Source organism: Povalibacter uvarum (assembly GCF_014202975.1).
Lineage (GTDB): Bacteria > Pseudomonadota > Gammaproteobacteria > Steroidobacterales > Steroidobacteraceae > Steroidobacter > Steroidobacter uvarum.
This window is the reverse complement of the sequence record NZ_JACHHZ010000003.1, coordinates 1,122,741-1,138,007: the sequence shown is the minus strand read 5'-3', so window position 1 is coordinate 1,138,007 and position 15,267 is coordinate 1,122,741. Positions and strand designations below refer to the sequence as shown.

Genomic DNA, 15,267 nt, shown 5'->3' with positions numbered 1-15,267 from the left:
TGCGATTTGCTGATGGGCGGAGCTGTCTGACCCACGGATGTCGCGGCCAATACGAGACCAACAAGTAGCGAGGCGATCTTCTTCATGTCTTCTCTTCTGGGGTCCAACTTGATTTAGACAGCAGCACCCTGCCGTTAAACCTCGAGCCCAGGCGATAAACCTGGACCGTGTCACGATCGTATGCCGTGGTGCTCATTGTGAAATCTGACGCCGGCATCGCTCATGAGCGTACCTAAATTCCAGACAATCCGCCTCGCCTCAACCCGTCGGTGAGAACAGCTGCGATTAAACCTGGCGCTATCCGTTAAACCTCGCCGATGGATCAATGGTTTTTGCCATAAGAACCATTGATCTCGATCGTCGTACCTGGGTGCGTCGCTTCGTCCGCTTCGTGGCATTCGACGTCCGCGTACGCTGGGAGCTGCAGACGTCGAACGGTTCCTCGCGGACCTCGCCGTCCAGCGAAACGTCTCCCCTTCGACGCACAAGCAAGCCCTGGCTGCCCTGGTTGAACTCCCCGACGCGCTCGCGCGCAAGTACCCCAATGCGCCGATGGCGTGGACTTGGCTCATGGACAACGTCCCGCATGAGCCGCGAGCAACCTGTTAAGTCTCCGACGGCGTGGGCAAGTTCTGGTTGATGCCCAGCATGTTCCCGAACGGGTCTTTCAGAGAAATATGCTTGGCGTTCCAGGGTGCGATCTCGATCTCCTGGGTGAAATCCGGACGCCTGCTTTTCCACTCCGCCATCAGAGCGTCCAGGTCATCGACCTCCACGTGGCACATTGCGGGGCCGAAGTTGCCTCCCTTGTGCTCCGAAAGATGAAGCACGAGCCCATCGCGAGACACCTGCATATAGACGGGCAGGGTCGGCTCGAAACGAAACTCCCAATCGATACTGAATCCAAGCCAGTCGACGTAGTAGACCTTCGCTTCGTCGTAACTACCAATGTTCAGAATCGGAACGATGCGCGGCATGCGCGTTCTCCTTGGACGTAGGCGCCGTGATCCATCCGAGTCAACGCCCGCGCCGGTAGTGCATGGCGACCACGCCGCTGCGTAGCGGTTTCGCGGAGACCAATTCGAGCCGTCGCGTGCTGGGTAGCCCGCTCTCGTACAGGGTCGGGCCGTGACCCGCGATTCTGGGATGGACGAGCAACTTGTACTCGTCGATCAGATCCAGCCGGTCCAGTTCGGTCGCGAGCTTGCCGCTACAGAGGAGCACGCCGTCCGGAGTCGCGTCCTTGAGCTTCTGCACGCCCGCGCGCAGGTCGCCAGCGACGCGATGGCTGTTGGTCCACGGGAAGTCCATTCGCGTCGAAGACACCACATACTTCGGCTTGGTCTCCAGCTTTACCGCCCACTCGCGCATCGCTGGCGGCGCCTCAGCGTCGCCGCGAGCGACCGCCGGCCAGTGGCTCTCCATCATCTCGTAGGTAACACGCCCCCACAGCATGGCCCCGCTCTCGTCCATTAGGCGCGTGAAGAAGGCGTGCGTCTCGTCGTCCGCGATTCCTTCCTGGTGGTCGACGCAACCGTCCAGCGTGACGTTCATAGTGAAGGTCAAGAGTCCCATGAAGTCCTCCGTTCGAGTCGACGAGATGCCCCTCAGTGGCTTGTCATTGCTCACGCGAGTGCGATTTCGCACGTCCGCGTGCATGAATCTGTTGAGGAGCGCTAGTTGGCATATGTCTCTGACGCTACCACTCGGAGGGACGCTGCTTTGAACGCGTTCTGTGCGGCGATTTATCAGAGCGCTTCTTTCCGTAGCGCACTTCAGCGATCTCCGGAACCTTCCGACGCCGATGGTACGGCATTGCCGTGATCAATGCGTTCGCAATGACCCACCGTAGCTCGGGATCCTTCTCCGAATGAAACTCGTGCAAGAGGGCTTCCGAGACGAGATCGCCTCCGTCACGGACAGTGAGAGCGCGGACGATACCTTCGCGAACGCGGTGGTGATGCGGCAACTTCAGATGCCGCACGAGGAGTGGGTAGGCTCGCTCGTAAGGCCCAACGAAGGGGCGCGGCAGAAACGGGTGCGGATCGTTGTTCACAAAATCCCAAACGGACTCGATCCTGTATCCGAGCCTTGCAGCCTCCGAGGCAATGAGAGCCTCCTCATCGGCGCACTCCCGCACCATCGCTGCAATCTTTCGATCTCGTTCGGCAATCCTCGCCTGATATTCAGGGTCGTTCGCGAGCTGCTTCATGAGCTCGTCGGCACCGATGGATCCTCGACGTTTCCGCGGCATATCTAGCGCCCTAGCGCATCCGGGACGTACTGGAGCGTGTCGTTCATTGGCGCTATCGCGAAATCCGAAGTCGGCATTTCTCCTCAGCGTACCTAAATTCCAGGCAATCCGCCTCGCCCGAAGGCGGAGACGGTTCCTTTGCATAACACCCGTGCGCCGTCGACCGCCCATCGTCGTGGGCTTCGTATCGCCAAAGGAGGAACCGGCGACGGGCCGGCTCCTCCGCATGGCTGTGTGTTACTGCAGACCCATGCAGCTGGCGTAGTAGCTGACCGTGCCCGGCCAGTCCGAGAACATGCCGATCAGCTTCACGTCCTTCGCGAGCACGTCCAGCGCCTTGTACATGTCGCTGTCCTTTTTGATGACGGCACCGGTCGGGTCGAAGTCGTAGTAGCCACCGACACCGGCCGCACCCTTGCGCAGATCGGTCCGCTCAAAGCTCCAGCTGATCAGATCGAATCCCATCGCCCTCAGATCCTTGGCGAGCACGGTCGGGACGATGCGGTTGCCTTGGACAGTCAGCAACGCGTTGAACGACGGCGCGACGATCTTCACGCCCGACTGGCGCAACGACTTGAAGAAGGCGTTTTGCTCTTCGCGAGTCAGGAGCTGCTTGCCCGTGGTGTCGAAGAGAACGATGTTGTCCGTCGCGGCGTTGTAGTCCACGAGGAACACAGCCTGATCGCCGTATGCGCTGTTGCGCACCCAGTAGAGAACATCGTTCGGATTGAATGACTGCGGATACGCATCCTTCGGCCGCACGCCATTCGCCCGGAGATCGTCGATGAGTGCCTGAGCGTATCGATCCTGGCTGCCGAACACAGCGGCGATGGACGCAGCGTCGCCGGCCTTCAGCTCCGGCGTGTGCTTCACTCCGAGACTCTTATTGAGCTTGATGCTTTCCGCGAAGGTCACGAGCGTGCCACGACCTGCGTAGAGATCCGTGCGCCAGGCGGCTGTCCCGCCCTGATACTGCTGCGGCGTCGTCGCTGCGGAGTAGGAAGCGTCCATCTTGCCGCGCAGCGTCTTGAACTCATCGAGTGTCAGTTCGGACGTACGACACTCCGCTGAAGCCGCCTTCGTTACGCCGCCATTGGCGTCGAGAATAGCGGGAGTGAAGGGCTTGATGCATCGGTCCGCGTACGGCGATACGAGAATGTTGGTGGTGGTGTGCAGATCATTCTGCGCGTGGCGGCAGACAAGTGCGCCGTCGCTCGTGAACGTGACGTCACACTCGACGATGCCGGCACCCATGAGCGCACCAGCCTCATACGACTCCCGCGTGTGCTCGGGGAACTGCAACGGCGCGCCACGATGCGCGATCGACCAGTTCGTACGCTTGACGGGTTTGTTCTCACACGACTGCAGCTTCCTCTTGAGCGCGCCATCGTCCATGCCGTCGACGAGGTAGGCCGCTCGCGGTCCGACCTGGATCAAAGCTTCGTTCCGCCCGTGTCCATCCCAGTCGTGGTTGCGATCGTCGGCATTCGCCAACGTAACGGCGAGGGCGAACAAGCTCAGCCCGACAGTCGTCGTGGCGCGCAGGGAAATAGGCATCGTGAATCCTCCGGTTTGATTGGGACAGGACCGGGGAAGCCTATGCACTGCACGCAACGGTCATTTGACATGTGCGTGACGCATTCATGACTGAACGAAGTCACGCCTCACTGATGAAGCAGCTTGCTAGCGGTATTGCTGTCGACTGCGTTCCTGTTCGGTTGGATCGACGCCGCCCTGACCACTTTCTCCACCAGTATGGGAACGGAGCTATGTGTCATACCGACTTCAGTGCTCGTCTGGTGGCGACGTCATCACGCGCTCTGATTCGCTTCGCTCGGCTCGAGCAGATCCCACAGGTTTCCGTAGAGATCCTTGAACACCGCCACGGTGCCATAGGTTTCTTTCTTCGGCTCGCGAACGAAGACCACGCCATTCGCTTTGTATCGCTCGTAGTCCCTGTCGAAGTTGTCCGTATAGAGAAACAGGAACACCCGCCCGCCCGTCTGTGACCCTACCCGGGATTTCTGAACCTCTGTCGAAGCCTGCGCAAGTAGCAGTCGCGACTCAGTTGCTCCCGGCGGTGCAACCACGACCCATCGCTTCGATTGTTCCGGGACAAAGGTATCTTCGAGCAGAACGAAACCCAGCTTCCCGACGAAGAATTCAAGCGCGTCATCGTAGCTGTCGACGACCAGTGAGATGAGGCCGATTCGCTGGGTCATTGGATGCTCTCATTCGCGGCCGATCGCTGGCCCCGATCATTGTTCTTCTCCAAGCCCGGGGCATGCACGGCCTTCTCTCAACTCTAACGCCTGGACATGCCGTGAACAACGCCAGGGAGCCGCCGCCCCCACTACTCCCGCAGCATCTTGTCGTGCCCCGCCTGGACCTCCGCAACAGTCAGCTGACCATCCCCATCTGCATCCATCGCCATGAACATGCGCCGTGCGCCGTCGGCGTGCTCTTCCGCACTCAGGCTGCCGTCCTGATTCGTATCGATGACCTTGATCTTCTCCGCCGCGGGTTTCGTCTTGCTGGGTTTGGTCAACATCGTCTTCTGGGCGATCTGCATCTCGCCCTCGGTCACGATGCCATCGTGATCCGTATCCATCTTGAGAAACAGCTGCCTGGCACCGGCCGCGTGCTCGGCGGATGTGATCCTGCCATCGCGGCTCTCGTCCATGAGCTTCATTTCCTCTTCGCCCGAGGATGCCGGCTTGTCGTCGGCGAAAACTGTAAACGCAAGCGAGCTGCAAACCACGCACGCTGCCGTCGCCGATCTCTTACACAGGTTTGTCATGGCGTTTCTCCGCCCTGATGCAAGAGTCAACGTGGCATCCCCGGCGATGTTCCGGGTGGTGCGTCTTCCCGAGGGTGAGCTAGAGTTGCGGCGGATTCACCGCAGAGGATGGCGATGAAACTCTTCGAACCACGGTATCTGTTCGCACTGACGGTGCTGCTCGCGGACATCACTCACTCCGCTGAAGCACTACCGCAGCAGACCCTGCTCTTCAATTCGAACCGCACCGGCAACTACGAGATCTTTCGCGCGAACACCGACGGCACAGGCGAGTTGCGGCTCACTCGCGATTCGAATCACGACAGTTGGTGGCCGAAACCATCGCCGGACCGCCGCAAGATCCTGTTCGTGCGCGCGCCGAAGGGGAAGCACGACGACTACGCCCATGCGAGCACCTGGGTCATGAACGCCGATGGATCGGAGGCGCGAGCGATCCTTCCTCATCGGGCGAACGGATGGAAGCTGCAGGCGCATCCCGAATGGTCTCCGGACGGCAAGCAGATTGCGCTCGTCGCGGGCCCGACTTCGAATCCGCAGATCTTCATCGTCGACGCCGACGGCACGAACCCTGTTCGACTGACGAGCAACGGGCGCGGCGGCAATCGCCCTGGCACGAATATCGATCCGAGTTGGAAACCCGATGGCGAGTACCTGCTGTTCGTCGGCTGTCCGCGCGCCTGGTGCCTGCGAGGCAGCTACGAGATCTATCGCATCCGCCGCGACGGAACGGATGAAACGCGACTGACCTTCAACGACAGGCCCGACTTCGACCCCTACTACTCACCGGATACGCGCGGCTTTCCGGGCAGTGGAAACATCGCATGGCTGGAAAACACCGGTGGCATCACCCACTGGAGTATCCGGCTGATGAACACCGACGGCAGCAGCATCCGCACGGTGATCGACGATGGCGGCATCAACTCCAAGCCGGCATGGTCGATCGACTCCAGCCACATCTACTTTCATCGCCTGCCGCCGAAGACGCCCGGACTGTTCAATGTGTGGCGAATACGCCGCGACGGCAGAGATCTGCGGGAATTGATCCTTCCGCGGCCGGCCTATGTGAACGAGTATCCGGTCAACGCCCTGAACTGACCTGCATTCCCCGACTCGCGGCGGAGTTGCTACCATCCGCTCGTTGCAGTCACATCCCCGCTCATGAAGTTCTGTTCCACCTGCGGCGCCCCGGTCGAGTCCATCATCCCCGACGGGGATCATCTGCCGCGTCACGTCTGCACAGTGTGCAAGACCATTCACTATCAGAACCCACGCATCATCGCGGGCTGCGTGCCCGAGTGGCAGGGACGAATCCTCCTGTGCAAGCGCGCGATCGAGCCGCGGCGCGGTTACTGGACGCTTCCCGCCGGTTTCATGGAGAACGGCGAAGCAGTCCAGGACGGCGCGGCACGTGAAGCGATGGAGGAAGCACTGGCCAACGTCGAGATCGGCTCTCTGCTGGCGATCGTCAACGTCATTCGCGCGCATCAGGTTCACATCATGTATCGCGCGCGCCTGCTCGATACGAACTTCGGCGTCGGTCCCGAAAGCCTCGAAGTGAAGCTTTACGACGAAGAAGAGATTCCCTGGAGCGATATCGCGTTCCTGAGCGTGGAATTCGCGCTGCGCCGCTATTTCGAGGACCGGCGCGCCGGCCGCGAAGGCGCCCATTCCCGTGATATCGATTGGCAGGACGGCAAACTGATCATCAAAGATCGGTGAAATTCCCTAAAAGGCCCGCCCTGCATCGCCGTTCAGCGGCTGCCGCCCTTCATTCAGGGGCCCTGCTTTGGCACAATAGCCGCCCCGCGAACCTGGTCCCGCGGTGCGTTTTTCACCCGTCCGGAGTCATCGATGACCTTTGTCGTCACAGAGAACTGCATCAAGTGCAAATACACCGACTGTGTCGAGGTCTGTCCGGTTGACTGCTTCCATGTGGGCCCGAACTTCCTGGTGATCGATCCGGATGAGTGCATCGACTGCACTCTCTGCGAACCCGAGTGCCCTGCCGAAGCCATCTTCTCGGAAGAGGAATTGCCGGCCGGCCAGGAACACTTCAAGCAGCTGAACGCCGATCTCGCGAAGCAGTGGCCGGTCATCACGGAACGCGCGCCGGCACCGGCCGATGCGAAGGAATGGGACGGCAAGCCCGACAAGCTCAAGCTGCTCGAACGCTGATTCCCGGCGGACGATCCAAACAAAAAAGCCCGCAGCAAGCTGCGGGCTTTTTCATTTCAGGGGCCGGAGCCGGAGAAATTTAGTTCTTGGCGCTGGCGGCAGCGACCTTCAGCTCGTCGAGCTGACGAACCATTTCCTTGGGCGGCAGATATCCACCGATGTAGTCGCCCGACATGGTGAAGATCGCCGGCGTGCCATTCACTCCCATTTCGTCGCCAAGCTCGTACTGCTTCGCCACCGGCGTTGCAGCGCACTTCGCCTCAACAGGCTGGCCCTGCTTGGCCTTTGTCAGGGCGCCGTTGCGATCCTTCGAGCACCACACCGCGACCATCTTCGCCCAGTCGTCCGTGTCGGGACCGGCACGCGGATACGCGAGATAGCGCACACGCACGCCGAGCTTGTTCAGCTCCGCGATCTCGCCGTGCAGCTTGCGGCAATACCCGCATTCGACGTCGGTGAACACGGTGATCGTATGTTTCGCAGCCGCGGGACCGAACACGATCATGTCGCGCTCATCGAGCTTGGCGAGCGCCTTGCTGCGCGCCGTCGAACGCCCTGCTTCGGTGAGGTTCCTGCGGCTCGAAACCTCGTAGAGGTCGCCGCTGAAAAGATACTTGCCGTCGGCGCTGACGTAAGCCGTGTCTGCACCCATGGCCACTTCGTACACGCCCGCCACCGGTGAAGGCTTGATCTGGTCGGGCTTCACGCCCGGAAACTGGGCCGCGATCGCGGCCTTTGCCTGCGCGGCCTTGTCCGTCTGCGCCTGAGCGTGAACCTGCGCCGCGGGGATCGCGAACGAGAGCGCACACAGAATCCAGGTCAGCTTGCTCATCGACACTCCGATTAAAGAACTGATGCTTCGACGGTTGGACGCGAAAGCGGTGCGGCGGTTCAACCGGAAAGGCGCCAGTCTAGCAGGGAAAAATCCCTGACCCGAATGACATGGACGAAAGGCCGGTGGCCGGCGACAGCCGGCCCCTGCGGAGAAGAGCGGGATCTTGGGACTGAAGAGGTCGGATCAGCCGCGCGGATGATGCTGCGCGTGCAAATCCTTCATACGCTCGCGGGCCACGTGCGTGTAGATCTGTGTGGTCGACAGATCGCTGTGACCGAGCAGCATCTGCACGACACGCAGGTCGGCGCCGTGATTCAGCAGATGCGTCGCGAACGCGTGCCGCAGCGTGTGCGGCGAAAGCGCCTTCTGGACGCCCGCCTTCTGCGCGTAACGCTTGATGATGTGCCAGAACGCCTGGCGGGTCATGCGATCGCCGCGACGCGTCGGGAACAGGAAATCGGTCTGGCGCTCGAGCAGGATCTCGAGACGCGGACCACCGATGAACCTCTGCAGCCACTGCACGGCTTCATCGCCGAGCGGAATCAGGCGTTCGCGATCGCCCTTGCCGACGATACGCAGCACGCCCTGGTTCATGTTGACCTGGCCGGCCTTGAGATTGACGAGCTCCGACACGCGCAGTCCGGTCGCGTACAGGACTTCGAGCATCGTGCGGTCGCGGTGGCCGAGCGGCTGATCAACTTCGGGCGCGGCGAGCAGCGCCTCGACTTCCTCTTCGGTCAGCGACTTCGGCAGCGAGCGGCCGATCTTCGGCATCGCGATCTGCGCCGTGGGATCTTCGGTGATCACTCCATCGCGCACGAGGTAGCGATAGAAGCGACGGAAACTGGAGAGCTGGCGTGCGGTCGAGCGCGGGCGTGCGCCCGACTCCACTCGCCACGCGATGAAGCCAAGCACGTCGGCGCGCTTTGCCGAAATTCCCGACCCTCCGCGTGCCTGGAGCCAACGGTCCAGCGCGGTCAGATCGGCGCGATATGCCGACAATGTGTTGGGCGACAGACCACGCTCCATCCACACCGCGTCGAGGAAGCGGTCGATCGCAGCCAGCGACGGCGTGGGCGCTTCAGGCGTGCCTTCGCCGGTCCTCGCGTAAACTGATGCTTTCGTAACGGTGCTCATCGCCTTTGAAGCAGCTTGCGCAAGCGGACACCGGATCGGGATCGATGTGTCCACACTTGCAGTACGGCCAGTATGCGTAGGGGTTCCGGCGTCGCGGAGTGACAGTTATCACAGAACGTTTTTACTGTTTACATAAAGAGAACCAGTTCACAGAAAATGGCCACTTGGCAGGCGTCGGCTGATGAAGCTGACAGGCTAAGGCCCCGCCAAAGGCCCTTTGAACCGCCCGATCGAGACCCCGGATACGAATGTCGCTGAACCCTTTTCATTGGCTGAGCCGGTTGCTGGAAGGCCTTTACGGCCTCTACACCCTGACGCTTTTCCTCATCCTCGGCCTGTCCGCCTTCCTGCTGGTCGTGCTGGTTCCGGGCCTCAAGGCGCGGCGCGCGATCGCGCACGGCACAGCCCGCTTCTTCTTCGTCTGCGCGGGAATTCGCATCCGGGTCATGGATGAGCACGAATTACCGCGGGAGCCCTGTGTCGTAGTCGCCAACCACGCGAGCTACCTCGACGGCGTCGTCATGAAAGGCGTGCTTCCCGCCCGATTCAGCTTCGTCATCAAGAAGGAAGTTTCCCGGGTGCCGCTTGCGGGCCTGCTGTTGCGGCGCATCGGCTCGGAATTCGTCGATCGATTCAATCGTCACGCGGGCGCGATGGATGCCCGCCGCATCATCAAGGCGGCGGATGCCGGCCAGGCGCTCGTGTTCTTCCCCGAGGGGACCTTTATCGCTCAGCCGGGATTGGGAAAATTCCATACAGGCGCATTCGCCATCGCCGCGCGCGCGCATCTCCCGGTCGTACCCGTAGTCATTAAAGGTACGCGGAGGATTCTTCCTAGCGGTCGATTCCTGCCGCGCCCCGGGCGCATCGAAATCCAGGTCCTTCCCGCCATCCGTGCATCCGCGGACCTTGATTCGGCGGGAATCGTCGCGATGACTCGGGAAGAGTCACGCAAGCGGATACTTGCGCACCTGAATGAACCGGATCTGGGCGACGCCGACGGGCTGGCGCCGCTGCAGGCAGCTCGCAAAGCTTGATGCGGTAGAGGCTTGACCCGGCCCCGCAGCATTGGTTACAAGCCCGCCCTCTTCCTGAACCCTCCATCGGGGCTTCCAGCATGACTGACGAAATTTTCATCGTTTCAGCGCGCCGCACTCCCATCGGCGCATTCCAGGGCACGCTTGCACCGCTCACCGCGCCGCAGCTCGGTGCGGTCGCCATCCGTGCAGCCGTGCAGGACTCCGGTCTCGCCGCGGACCAGATCGAGGACTCGATCATCGGTTGCGTGCTGATGGCGGGCATCGGTCAGGCACCGGGACGCCAGGCCGCACTCGCAGGCGGTGTGCCGCAGCGCGTGCCGGCAACCACCATCAACAAGATGTGCGGTTCGGGCCTCAAAGCCGTGATGATGGCGAGCGATCAGATTCGCGCAGGCTCGGCCAACATCATTCTCGCCGGCGGCATCGAATCGATGACGAACGCGCCGTACCTGATCCCGAAGGCTCGCGCCGGCCTGCGCATGGGCCACAGCGAAATCCTGGATCACATGTTCTTCGACGGCCTGCAGAGCCCGTTCGACGGCAAGATGATGGGCCACTTCGCCGACGCCACCGCAGCCAAGTACGGCTTCACCCGTGAGCAGCAGGATGCGTTTGCTACTGAATCCGTGCGTCGTTCACTCGCCGCCATCGAGCAGGGCAAGTTCGTGCGCGAAATCGCGGCGGCCACGGTGAAGGATCGCAAGGGCGAGCGCCTCATCGAGAAGGACGAAACGCCCTTCACGTGCGACATCGCCAAGATCCCGAGCCTGAAGCCCGCTTTCAACAAAGACGGCACTGTGACGGCCGCGAGCTCATCCTCGATCTCCGACGGCGCTGCTGCGCTGATCCTCGCCAGTGGCGCGACAGTGAAGAGCCGTGGGCTGAAGCCGCTCGCACGTGTCGTTGGCTACGCAAGCCATGCGCACGCACCCGAGTGGTTTACCACTGCACCGGTGGGCGCGATCAAGGCAGTGCTGGAAAAGACCGGCTGGAAATCAGGCGATGTCGACCTGTTCGAAGTGAACGAAGCCTTCGCCTGCGTGGCAATGGCGGCGATTCACGACCTGAGCCTGGATCACGCAAAGGTCAACGTGAACGGCGGCGCCTGCGCCCTCGGTCACCCGATCGGTGCGACCGGTGCGCGTATCACCACGACTCTGATTCACGCGCTCAAGGATCGCGGCGGCAAGCGCGGCATCGCGTCTCTGTGCATCGGCGGCGGCGAAGCGACGGCGCTGGCGATCGAAATCGTCTGACCCCAGTCACTCCCGCGAAAGCGGGAGTCCATCTACCGTTACGGCATGGATTCCCGCTTTCGCGGGAATGACGAACCTAAACCGAGACGACCGCATCCGGCGGAATCCCCGCCACTTCATACCCGCGCTTGAAGTCGCGTACGTGCTTGGCCATCCACTTGCGCGCATCCTCTGCGTCCTTACCCTGCAGCGCCGTGATGATCTTCTGCTGCGCGACCATGATGCGCGATCGCGCCTGAGCGACGCGGTCGATCATCAGCCCCAATGACGGCGCCAGTACCTGCGCAAGCGAGTGCTTAGCCAAGACGAGCACCTTGTTGCGCGCACAGGCGCCGAGCAGCTCAAAGAATTCCACCACCAGCGTGACCGCAGCGGCTGACTGCGACTCCGCCACGAAAGCCTGATGCACGCGCAGCAGTGCTTCGATGTCCGCCTGAGTCCGGCGCGTCGCTGCGAGCGCGGCGACTTCAGGCTCGATCACCATCATCGCTTCCCACACATCGACAAAGGACACCTCGTGCAGGACGAGCGCCTGTCGCATGCCCGACGCGATCTTGTTGGCGTGTGGACGACTGACCACCATGCGCTTGGCGCCCGGCGGCCGCATCACGAGACCGGAGTTCTCGAGTTGACGTAACGCCTCGCGCACCGTCGAGCGGTGCACGCGGAACTGCTGCGCAAGATCCAGCTCGGCCGGCAGGAGATCGCCGTCTTTGAGTACACGACTCAGGATCTTGCCCTCGATCGCAGCGCTTACACGCATGTAGGCGGGCTCGCGCTCCACGGGATCGAAGAGATTTCCCCCGGATTGGACAGCAGCCGCCCCGGTCTCCGCCGCTGATGCAGTGCCGCGACGGGGCCGGGTTCTGGATACAATTTTCGCGCGCGTTGACATGGTGCCGGATTGTCCGACAATGGGACATCTTTCTCAACCCTCCCGGACCGGGGGAGCGCACTGTGCAGGACTTCGACTTCGGACTCGGCGATGACATCGACACGCTGCGCGCGGCCGTCGCGCAGTTCGCCCAAGAACGCATCGCCCCGCTGGCGGCGGACATCGATCGCGAGAACCGCTTCCCTCGCGAGCTTTGGCCGCAGATGGGCGAGATGGGGTTGCACGGCCTGACCGTCGAAGAGAGCTTCGGCGGCGCGGGCATGGGTTACCTGGCTCACGTCATCGCGATGGAAGAAATCAGCCGCGCATCGGCAGCCGTCGGCCTGTCGTACGGCGCGCACTCCAACCTGTGCGTCAACCAGATGCGCCGCTGGGGAACGCAGGCGCAGAAGGAAAAATATCTGCCGAAGCTCATCTCGGGCGAGCATGTCGGCGCGCTCGCCATGAGCGAACCCGGCGCGGGCTCCGACGTCGTGGGCATGCGCACACGCGCCGAAAAACGCGCCGACGGCTACGTCCTCAACGGATCGAAGATGTGGATCACGAACGGTCCGGTCGCCGAAACCCTGATCGTCTACGCAACCCTCGACGCCAGCCTTGCGGCGCGCGGCATCACGGCTTTCATCATCGAACGCGGCATGCCGGGATTCAGCACGGCACAGAAGCTCGACAAGCTCGGCATGCGCGGCTCCGACACATGCGAACTCGTGTTCAAGGATTGCCACGTCCCCGCCGCCAACCTGCTGCACAAGGAAGGCTTCGGCGCCGAGGTCCTGATGAGCGGCCTCGACTACGAACGTGTCGTGCTCGCAGGGGGTCCGCTCGGAATCATGCGTGCGTGCCTCGACCACGTGATGCCCTACGTTCACGAACGCAAGCAGTTCGGCCGCCCGATCGGCACCTTCCAGCTCATGCAGGCGAAGGTCGCCGACATGTACACGACGATGAACGCCTGCCGCGCTTACGTCTACGCCGTTGCCCGCGCGTGCGATCGCGGACAGATTACCCGCTTCGACGCAGCCGGCTGCATTCTGCAGGCCTCGGAGCGCGCGACGTGGATGGCGCTCGAAGCGATCCAGGCGCTCGGCGGCAACGGATACATCAACGACTACCCGACTGGCCGCCTGCTCCGCGATGCCAAGCTCTACGAAATCGGCGCGGGCACCAGCGAAATCCGCCGCATGTTGATTGGACGTGAACTGTTCGAGGCCACTGCATGATCCCGACCCGAGTCGATCGCGATTCCGAAGCGTTTCATACCAACGCCGCGTACATGCGCGGTCTCGTCGCCGAGCTGAAAGACCGGCTCGCGATCGCTGCGCAGGGCGGCGGTGATGACGCACGCAAAAAGCATACGTCGCGCAACAAACTGCTGCCGCGCGAACGCATCGATGCCCTCCTCGACCCGGGCAGCACGTTCCTCGAGTTTTCGCCGCTCGCAGCCGGCGAGATGTACGACGGCGGCGCACCGGGCGCCGGCATGATCACCGGCCTCGGGCGGATTCACGGCATCGACGTGGTCATCGTCGCGAACGATGCCACCGTCAAGGGCGGAACGTACTTCCCCATGACGGTGAAGAAGCATCTGCGCGCGCAGGAGATCGCCGCGGAGAACAATCTCCCCTGCGTGTATCTCGTCGATTCCGGCGGCGCGTTCCTTCCTCTGCAGGACGAAGTCTTCCCGGATCGCGAACACTTCGGCCGGATCTTCTTCAACCAGGCTCGCATGTCGGCGGCCGGCATTCCGCAAGTCGCCGTGGTCATGGGCTCATGCACCGCGGGCGGCGCCTACGTGCCCGCGATGTGCGACGAGGCCATCATCGTCCGCAAGCAGGGAACGATCTTCCTCGGCGGCCCGCCCCTCGTGCGCGCCGCTACTGGCGAGATCGTCGATGCGGAATCGCTCGGCGGCGGTGATGTGCACACGCGCATCTCTGGTGTTGCCGACCAACTGGCGGACAACGACGCGCACGCCCTGCAACTCGCGCGCGATACTGTGAAGCATCTGGGCCGTCGGCCGCAGCCGTGGCTGCAACAACAGGAAATCCGCGAGCCCGTGCACGATATCGAAGATGTCTACGGAATCATTCCGCGAGACACGCGCTATCCCTATGACGTCCGCGAGATCATCTCGCGCCTCGTCGACGCGTCGGAATTCCACGAGTTCAAGCCGCTGTACGGCAAGACGCTGGTATGCGGCTTCGCACATCTGCACGGCTTCCCGGTGGCGATCGTCGCGAACAACGGCATCCTCTTCTCGGAATCCGCCCTCAAGGGCGCACACTTCATCCAGCTCGCGAATCGTCGCGGCGTGCCGCTGATCTTCCTGCAGAACATCACCGGCTTCATGGTCGGCAAGAAATTCGAGCATGGCGGCATCGCGAAGGACGGCGCGAAACTCGTCACTGCGGTCGCCTGCTCGCGCGTCCCCAAGTACACGGTGATCATTGGCGGCTCATTTGGCGCCGGAAATTACGCAATGTGCGGCCGCGCCTACGGACCGCGCATGCTGTGGATGTGGCCGAACGCAAGGATCTCGGTGATGGGCGGCGAACAGGCCGCGCAAGTGCTTGCGACCGTGCGCGCCGATGGTCTCAAAGCCCGCGGCGAGAGCTGGCCCGACGACGAACGCGCCGAATTCGTCGGCGAGATCCGCAATCAATACGAAACGCAGGGCAGTCCGTACTACGCGAGCGCACGCCTGTGGGACGACGGCATCATTGATCCGGTCGATACGCGGAATGTGCTGGGCCGGGCAATCACAGCATCGATGAATGGATCGGCGCCCGGAGACGAGCGCTACGGCGTATTCAGGATGTAAGCTTCGCCGTCCATGTGACGGGCGCTTTTCCCGTCACCCGTCACTCATCACCCG

General features: G+C 62.2%; 15 protein-coding genes and 1 pseudogene. 8 read left to right on the top strand and 8 right to left on the bottom strand.

Annotated elements, in window-relative coordinates; all coding sequences use genetic code 11:
* Positions 1-367: 367 nt before the first annotated feature.
* Positions 368-510: pseudogene (locus HNQ60_RS28325) on the top strand (phage integrase N-terminal SAM-like domain-containing protein); the annotation flags it as partial.
* A gap of 95 nt (positions 511-605) precedes the next feature.
* Here HNQ60_RS28325 and HNQ60_RS16445 read toward each other — a convergent pair.
* From HNQ60_RS16445 to HNQ60_RS16425, 5 genes are all read right to left on the bottom strand, one after another.
* Positions 606-977 (bottom strand): glyoxalase superfamily protein, encoded by a 372-nt coding sequence (locus HNQ60_RS16445; protein WP_184333701.1) that lies wholly within the window; start codon positions 975-977, stop codon positions 606-608.
* A gap of 40 nt (positions 978-1,017) precedes the next feature.
* Positions 1,018-1,575 (bottom strand): dihydrofolate reductase family protein, encoded by a 558-nt coding sequence (locus HNQ60_RS16440; protein ID WP_184333699.1) that lies wholly within the window; start codon positions 1,573-1,575, stop codon positions 1,018-1,020.
* A gap of 916 nt (positions 1,576-2,491) precedes the next feature.
* Positions 2,492-3,811, bottom strand: coding sequence for a glycerophosphodiester phosphodiesterase family protein (locus HNQ60_RS16435; RefSeq protein ID WP_184333697.1), 1,320 nt, complete (start codon positions 3,809-3,811; stop codon positions 2,492-2,494).
* Between the two features lie 254 nt (positions 3,812-4,065).
* Positions 4,066-4,476, bottom strand: coding sequence for a VOC family protein (locus HNQ60_RS16430; protein WP_184333695.1), 411 nt, complete (start codon positions 4,474-4,476; stop codon positions 4,066-4,068).
* A 131-nt stretch (positions 4,477-4,607) separates the two neighbouring features.
* Positions 4,608-5,054 (bottom strand): EF-hand domain-containing protein, encoded by a 447-nt coding sequence (locus tag HNQ60_RS16425; RefSeq protein ID WP_184333837.1) that lies wholly within the window; start codon positions 5,052-5,054, stop codon positions 4,608-4,610.
* Between the two features lie 114 nt (positions 5,055-5,168).
* Between HNQ60_RS16425 and HNQ60_RS16420 the strand changes: the two genes are divergently transcribed.
* From HNQ60_RS16420 to fdxA, 3 genes are all read left to right on the top strand, one after another.
* Positions 5,169-6,149, top strand: a complete 981-nt coding sequence (locus tag HNQ60_RS16420) for a TolB family protein (protein WP_184333693.1) — start codon at positions 5,169-5,171, stop codon at positions 6,147-6,149.
* 63 nt (positions 6,150-6,212) lie between these two features.
* Positions 6,213-6,773, top strand: a complete 561-nt coding sequence (locus tag HNQ60_RS16415; RefSeq protein ID WP_184333691.1) for an NUDIX hydrolase — start codon at positions 6,213-6,215, stop codon at positions 6,771-6,773.
* Between the two features lie 132 nt (positions 6,774-6,905).
* A complete protein-coding gene (gene fdxA / locus HNQ60_RS16410) occupies positions 6,906-7,229 on the top strand; it encodes a ferredoxin FdxA (protein ID WP_184333689.1) in 324 nt (107 codons plus the stop codon).
* A 79-nt stretch (positions 7,230-7,308) separates the two neighbouring features.
* Here fdxA and HNQ60_RS16405 read toward each other — a convergent pair whose 3' ends face one another.
* Complete coding sequence (locus HNQ60_RS16405) at positions 7,309-8,061, bottom strand: DsbC family protein (protein WP_184333687.1); 753 nt, start codon at positions 8,059-8,061, stop codon at positions 7,309-7,311.
* Between the two features lie 186 nt (positions 8,062-8,247).
* Positions 8,248-9,201 (bottom strand): site-specific tyrosine recombinase XerD, encoded by a 954-nt coding sequence (xerD, locus tag HNQ60_RS16400; RefSeq protein WP_184333684.1) that lies wholly within the window; start codon positions 9,199-9,201, stop codon positions 8,248-8,250.
* A gap of 248 nt (positions 9,202-9,449) precedes the next feature.
* Here xerD and HNQ60_RS16395 point away from each other — a divergent pair, with 248 nt between their 5' ends.
* Positions 9,450-10,238 carry a lysophospholipid acyltransferase family protein gene (locus tag HNQ60_RS16395; protein ID WP_184333682.1) on the top strand — a complete coding sequence of 263 codons (789 nt, stop codon included), beginning with the start codon at positions 9,450-9,452 and terminating at the stop codon, positions 10,236-10,238.
* A gap of 80 nt (positions 10,239-10,318) precedes the next feature.
* Positions 10,319-11,497, top strand: a complete 1,179-nt coding sequence (locus HNQ60_RS16390; protein ID WP_184333680.1) for a thiolase family protein — start codon at positions 10,319-10,321, stop codon at positions 11,495-11,497.
* A 76-nt stretch (positions 11,498-11,573) separates the two neighbouring features.
* Here the strand turns inward: HNQ60_RS16390 and HNQ60_RS27930 are convergent, their stop codons facing one another.
* The gene (locus HNQ60_RS27930) at positions 11,574-12,260 is read right to left on the bottom strand and encodes a FadR/GntR family transcriptional regulator (RefSeq protein ID WP_184333678.1); all 687 of its coding nucleotides are present in this window, start codon (positions 12,258-12,260) and stop codon (positions 11,574-11,576) included.
* 194 nt (positions 12,261-12,454) lie between these two features.
* Here HNQ60_RS27930 and HNQ60_RS16380 point away from each other — a divergent pair, with 194 nt between their 5' ends.
* Positions 12,455-13,612 (top strand): isovaleryl-CoA dehydrogenase, encoded by a 1,158-nt coding sequence (locus HNQ60_RS16380; RefSeq protein WP_322096875.1) that lies wholly within the window; start codon positions 12,455-12,457, stop codon positions 13,610-13,612.
* Positions 13,609-15,213 carry a carboxyl transferase domain-containing protein gene (locus HNQ60_RS16375; protein ID WP_184333674.1) on the top strand — a complete coding sequence of 535 codons (1,605 nt, stop codon included), beginning with the start codon at positions 13,609-13,611 and terminating at the stop codon, positions 15,211-15,213. The genes HNQ60_RS16380 and HNQ60_RS16375 overlap by 4 nt, the downstream gene beginning before the upstream one ends.
* Positions 15,214-15,267 lie beyond the last annotated feature (54 nt).

What these genes read in the sequence shown, in the direction of transcription:
- HNQ60_RS16375 (WP_184333674.1), top strand. Translation starts at nt 13,609, where the DNA reads ATGATCCCGACCCGAGTCGATCGCGATTCCGAAGCGTTTCATACCAAC.
- HNQ60_RS16425 (WP_184333837.1), bottom strand. Translation starts at nt 5,054, where the DNA reads ATGACAAACCTGTGTAAGAGATCGGCGACGGCAGCGTGCGTGGTTTGC.
- xerD (WP_184333684.1), bottom strand. Translation starts at nt 9,201, where the DNA reads ATGAGCACCGTTACGAAAGCATCAGTTTACGCGAGGACCGGCGAAGGC.
- HNQ60_RS27930 (WP_184333678.1), bottom strand. Translation starts at nt 12,260, where the DNA reads ATGCGTGTAAGCGCTGCGATCGAGGGCAAGATCCTGAGTCGTGTACTC.
- HNQ60_RS16390 (WP_184333680.1), top strand. Translation starts at nt 10,319, where the DNA reads ATGACTGACGAAATTTTCATCGTTTCAGCGCGCCGCACTCCCATCGGC.
- HNQ60_RS16440 (WP_184333699.1), bottom strand. Translation starts at nt 1,575, where the DNA reads ATGGGACTCTTGACCTTCACTATGAACGTCACGCTGGACGGTTGCGTC.
- HNQ60_RS16435 (WP_184333697.1), bottom strand. Translation starts at nt 3,811, where the DNA reads ATGCCTATTTCCCTGCGCGCCACGACGACTGTCGGGCTGAGCTTGTTC.
- HNQ60_RS16415 (WP_184333691.1), top strand. Translation starts at nt 6,213, where the DNA reads ATGAAGTTCTGTTCCACCTGCGGCGCCCCGGTCGAGTCCATCATCCCC.
- HNQ60_RS16405 (WP_184333687.1), bottom strand. Translation starts at nt 8,061, where the DNA reads ATGAGCAAGCTGACCTGGATTCTGTGTGCGCTCTCGTTCGCGATCCCC.
- HNQ60_RS16420 (WP_184333693.1), top strand. Translation starts at nt 5,169, where the DNA reads ATGAAACTCTTCGAACCACGGTATCTGTTCGCACTGACGGTGCTGCTC.
- HNQ60_RS16430 (WP_184333695.1), bottom strand. Translation starts at nt 4,476, where the DNA reads ATGACCCAGCGAATCGGCCTCATCTCACTGGTCGTCGACAGCTACGAT.
- fdxA (WP_184333689.1), top strand. Translation starts at nt 6,906, where the DNA reads ATGACCTTTGTCGTCACAGAGAACTGCATCAAGTGCAAATACACCGAC.
- HNQ60_RS16395 (WP_184333682.1), top strand. Translation starts at nt 9,450, where the DNA reads ATGTCGCTGAACCCTTTTCATTGGCTGAGCCGGTTGCTGGAAGGCCTT.
- HNQ60_RS16445 (WP_184333701.1), bottom strand. Translation starts at nt 977, where the DNA reads ATGCCGCGCATCGTTCCGATTCTGAACATTGGTAGTTACGACGAAGCG.